This is a genomic window from Polaromonas sp. P3_C2, from assembly GCF_056402675.1.
Window position 1 is genome coordinate 1 of sequence record NZ_JBFUGX010000322.1, and the last position, 4,831, is coordinate 4,831.

Below are 4,831 nucleotides of genomic sequence, written 5' to 3' on the forward strand. Positions count from 1 at the left end.
CCGGTGGAGCGCTGGAAGAAGCGGCTGAAGCGGCTCTCGCTCATGCCGAGCTCGGCCGCCACGACTGACATCGAAATCGGCTCCGCCATGTTGGCGGTAATGCGGTTGACGATGCCGTTGATCTGGTCAACCTGCGCGTCGCCATCAGCGCCCTGTGTGCCCTGCATCTGTACGCTCGACAGCAGCCGGTAGTCCGTCCATTGCGCCAGGTCGGCCATGAATTCAAAAAAGTGGCCGAGACGGCGCACTCCACGCGCGGCCTTGATGTTGTCCCAGTGCGTCTGCGCCTGCTGCGACATGCCGAAGAACTCGATGCCATGGCGTGCCCGTTCGAGCAGCTGCATCACTTCGCGCAATTCAGGAATTCCGGTTGCCGCGCGCTCGATGGGCTCGTGATGGAACTGGATCACCCGGTCGCGTCCCGCGGCACCGCCTTCGGGCACGTCAAGCGAAATCCAGTTGTGCGGCAGGCGCGGGCCGCACAACACCAGATGACCGGGCTGGAACGGTCCGATCCAGTCGCCGACAAACGCCTTGCCCGAGGTCTCGGTGATCAGGTGCAGTTCATACTCTTCATGAAAATGCCAGCGTACCAGCGGGCTCGGGAAGCCGTGTGCAAGACAGCGCACCAGACCGGTTTCAGGTGCCTCGTAACCCAGTGATGGGGAGCGCGCAATATCGCGCTCCAGTTCGGGTTGGCGCTGACGGGGGATCGAGCGTTTGGATGTGGACGTTGTCATGGCAGTCTGGGTCAGGACCGTGAAGCAACCGTCTCATTGTCCTCCCGCACGAGCGCAGCGTGAACGGCCTCCAGCGTAGGCGGATCAGCGCCTTCACGGGTGCAGTTCAGTGCGGCGGCCGTGGCGGCGAAGCGCATCACTGCGCGCCAGGCGTCGCCGCTCAGCTCGCCAAGCTGGGCCGGGTGTTCGACGCCATGCGCAAGCAGCGAGACTGAAAGCCCGGCCGTAAAAGTGTCACCCGCGCCGATGGTGTMGACCACCTTCACACTCGGTGCCGCCACAGTCAACGGCTCGTGCCCCGTGCGCCAGAGCGTGGCACCGCCGGCGCCGCGCGTGACGATGACCGCTCGCGCACCGGCGTGCAGGCAACCCGCTGCCAACGCATCGACAGGCCTGCCGGGCGCCAGCAGTCCGGCATCTTCGTCGCTGAGCTTGACCAGATCGGCCATCGCAAACCAGCTCATGACGCGCGCGCGGTAGGCTGCCATATCGGAAATCAGGCTGGGCCGCACGTTGGGATCGAACACGATCACACGGCGCCCGGCGTTGGCAGTCATCAGCCCGGTGATGCGCGTGGCCGCAGGTTCCTGCAGGAGCGCGATCGAACCGAAATGAAGAAAGCGGCATTCAGCCGGCAACTGCGGCAGCGGCTCGGGTGCCCAGGTCGCATCGGCGCTGCCGTGCGTGTAGAAGGCATAACGGTTGGACTGCGGTGTGCGCTCAACGAAGGCCAGGGTCGACGGCGCATGGCTGCGCAGGATGAAACGGGTGTCCACGCCGTTGCGTTCGAGAAAACGCATCAAGCGTTCGCCGAACAGGTCGGTCGACAGCTGCGTGAGGAAGCCAGTGGGCTGTCCGAGGCGCGCGCAGGCGACAGCCGTGTTGAGCGGCGAGCCGCCCTCGTGGCCCAGGAACGCCAGCGTGCCCGCCTCGTCGGCGGTGAAATCGATCAGGGCTTCGCCCGTGAGTGCAATGCGCATGGTTTCCGGATTGTCCTCTGTCAGGGCAAGGCGCGGGCGTCGGCCAGGAACCCGCGCTCGGCAGCCAGCGTGGCGGGATGATCGAGCAATTCTGCAAAGAGGCGCGGCGCAATTGTGATGGCGCCCACACCTAATCGGAGCAAGGAAAGACAGGCCTCGCGGGAGCGGATGCTCGCCACCAGAAGTCGGGTGCCGGACGAAGGCCGCTGCGCTACCAGCGCCTGCATTTGCGCGATCAGCGCCAGCCCGTCCACACCAGCGTCCTCAAGCCGTCCCAGGTAGGGTGCCGCATAAGCCGCGCCCAGTTGGGCGGCAAAGTGCGCCTGCTCAGGCGCGTAGACAGCCGTCCACGTGACCGGCACACCTTGCGCGACAAGCCGGGCGCCGGCATCGAAGCCCTGGCGCGTGGCGGGGATTTTCACGACCAGCTGACCCCGCTCGAAGTGCGGCAAAAGATCCTGCGCGTCTTCAAGCATTCCATCGACTTCGCTGGAATACACCTGCGCCTGCACCTGCCGCGCACCCAGTTCGATACAGCGCGCCAGGAGGCCGGGCACCGCGGCGCGCCCGACACCCGCTCGCCGCAGCAGCGTGGGGTTGGTGGTCACGCCGTGCACCACCGGATGCGGCAGGCACGCCTGCAGCTCAGCCAGGTCGGCACTGTCGAGGTACAGATGGAAGTCTTCATTCATCGCGCTCCACTCCTAAAAATCAGCTCATGACGTTGCCGCCATCGACATTCAGGGTCTGCGCCGTGATGTAACGCGCCTCATCGCTGGCCAGAAATACGGCCGCTCCCGCGATGTCGGCCGGTACACCCATGCGGCCGAGCGGCACTTCGAGGCCCACGCGCCGCTTCTTTTCTCCCGGGGGCAACCCTTCTGCCCTGGCGAAAAGGCTGTCGACGTGGTCCCACATCGGTGTATCGACCACACCGGGTGCGATGCCGTTGACGCGAATGCCATGCGGCGCCATGGCCAATGCGGCACTCTGGGTGTAGCTGATGACCGCGGCCTTGGTGGCGCAGTAGTGCGACACCAGCGCTTCGCCGCGCCGCCCGGCCTGCGAGGCCATGTTGATGACTGACGCGCCCTGCGTGCCGGCTTCGACCATGTGGCGAAGCACGGCCTGCATGACAAAGAACATGCCTTTCACATTGACGGCAAAAAGCCTGTCGAAAGAAGCCTCATCACTGTCAAGCAGGGGCGCGAGATCGAACACGGCCGCGTTGTTGAACAGAGTATGAATGGGGCCAAAAGCGGCCTGTGCCTGCGCCAGCAGGTGCGCAATCGCCCGGGCGTCCGTCACGTCCGCCGCGATGTAGACCAGGCGGCCGGGATGGCGTTTTTGCAGTGCCTGCACGACTTCAGGCGTCGCCACGGCCCGGTCGACCACGCTGCAGTGCGCGCCCTCGGCGATGCAGGCTTCAGCCACCGCCAGACCGATGCCGCCACCGGCACCCGTCAGAAGCACATGACGGTCCTTCAGACGTTCGCTCATGTTCTTTTTACCCCTGAATTGACAAAGCCGGCTACCCTCCCGATCGCGCCGCGCACGGCATCCGTCAGCCGTGTATCGCCTGCGGCACTGCCCCATAGCCCCGCGTCGGAGCACAGCGCGCGCACAGGATCGACAGCGTCACAGATCGCGCGGGCCACGGCCTCGTCCATACCCTGGTCCTGGTAGGCATAGGGCAGCGCTCCCCGGTGCCAGCGCCGCAGGAAAACAAGGAACAGCGCAGGCAGCATTGCGACGCTGTCGATTGGCTGTCCCGCGGCGAGCCGCTCCCGTACCGTGGGCGCGATAAACCCTGGAATCTTTGAGAAACCGTCCGCCGCCACGCGTTGGTTGGTGTCGCGGATCGCAGGATTTCCAAAGCGCTCGAGCACCACATCGCGGTACGCTGTGAGGTCGATCGGCCCGGGAGAGTCGGGAGAACTCAGGCAGGGAATCACGTCGTCGGTCACATAGTCGTAGGCCATCTTCCGGATTGCCGCGTGGTGTGTTCCTTCGTGGATGAAATCCAGCCCGACCAATGTGCTGGCCCATGCAATACAGCTGTGCGTGGCATTGAGGATGCGGATCTTGGCCTCCTCGTAGGGCTGCACCGACTCGACCAGTTCCACGCCCACACGGCCCCAGTCGGGGCGCCCGGCCGCGAAGTTGTCTTCGATCACCCATTGAATGAAACTCTCGCCAGTGATCGCAGCCGCATCATCCCGCCCCGTGGCGGCCTTGACGCGAGCGCGCAGCTCGGGTGGCGGACGCGGCGTGATACGGTCGACCATCGTGTTGGGGCAGCGGGTGTTCCCCGCGACCCACGAAAGCAGCCCGGTGTCGCCTGTGAGTTCAATGAATTCGCGCAGCCCGTCACGAAAGCGGTCGCCGTTGTGGCGCAGGTTGTCGCAGTTGAGCAGGGTCACGGGGCCGGCCTGCGCCGCCTTGCGCGCACGCAGGATCGCGCAGACGGCGCCGTAGATGGTCACGCCCTCCCCGCCCGCCTCGCCGCGGCGTGCGCGCTCAAGGTCTGCCGCGAGATCATTGAAAGACAAGTCCAGCTTGCCTTTCGTGTCGAGGTAGTAGCCTGCCTCGGTCACGGTGAATGAAACGATGCGCGTGGACGGCGCCGCGCCGCGAGAGATCACCGCAGCCAGCGAGTCTTCCCAGGGAAGCACTTCGCGGATGGCCTCAATCTGTTCATAGCGGTATTCGCCGGCCGGCGATACGGTTTCCAGCGTGTAACGCCCGCCCTGTGCCTGCAAGGCCRCGACGACCTCGGCCATGTCGGGCCGGATGTTGGCGCCCACGATGGACCAACGGGTGTCGCCCGCGTCGATCAACCGCTGAAGATAAACGGCCTGGTGGGCTCGATGAAATGAACCCAGTCCAAGGTGAAGCACCGTGAATTCCGAAGGCGCCAATGGCGTTTTCGCAGGAAGCGCTGTTGCGAGAGTCAAGGGAATGTCCGAAAGGAAGAAGGAAGAAATCAGGCCGGAACCGCACGGCCTTCACGGTTGAACAGATGAAGCACCGAGGGGTCGAGCTCGACCGCTACATCGTCACCTGCATGCAGCGGTGTCCGTTCGTTCTGGCGCGCTATCAGCGGCACGC

Annotated in this window: 5 protein-coding genes and 1 pseudogene; all 6 read right to left on the bottom strand. The window is 65.0% G+C overall.

The window, feature by feature from the left end:
• A partial coding sequence (locus AC1DWI_RS14020) for a cupin domain-containing protein (protein ID WP_477725048.1) occupies positions 1-740 on the bottom strand: 740 nt, incomplete at its 3' end.
• A gap of 11 nt (positions 741-751) precedes the next feature.
• A complete protein-coding gene (locus AC1DWI_RS14025) occupies positions 752-1,720 on the bottom strand; it encodes a carbohydrate kinase family protein (RefSeq protein ID WP_477725049.1) in 969 nt (322 codons plus the stop codon).
• Positions 1,721-1,740: 20 nt separating this feature from the next.
• Positions 1,741-2,412, bottom strand: a complete 672-nt coding sequence (locus tag AC1DWI_RS14030; protein WP_477669907.1) for a transaldolase family protein — start codon at positions 2,410-2,412, stop codon at positions 1,741-1,743.
• A gap of 19 nt (positions 2,413-2,431) precedes the next feature.
• Positions 2,432-3,220: an L-iditol 2-dehydrogenase gene (locus tag AC1DWI_RS14035; protein ID WP_477669908.1), complete on the bottom strand. Its 789-nt coding sequence runs from the start codon at positions 3,218-3,220 to the stop codon at positions 2,432-2,434.
• The gene (gene dalD, locus AC1DWI_RS14040; RefSeq protein ID WP_477725050.1) at positions 3,217-4,620 is read right to left on the bottom strand and encodes a D-arabinitol 4-dehydrogenase; all 1,404 of its coding nucleotides are present in this window, start codon (positions 4,618-4,620) and stop codon (positions 3,217-3,219) included. Before dalD ends, AC1DWI_RS14035 begins: the two co-directional genes overlap by 4 nt.
• Positions 4,621-4,706: 86 nt before the next feature.
• Positions 4,707-4,831 (bottom strand): annotated as a pseudogene (locus AC1DWI_RS14045) (ABC transporter ATP-binding protein); the annotation flags it as partial.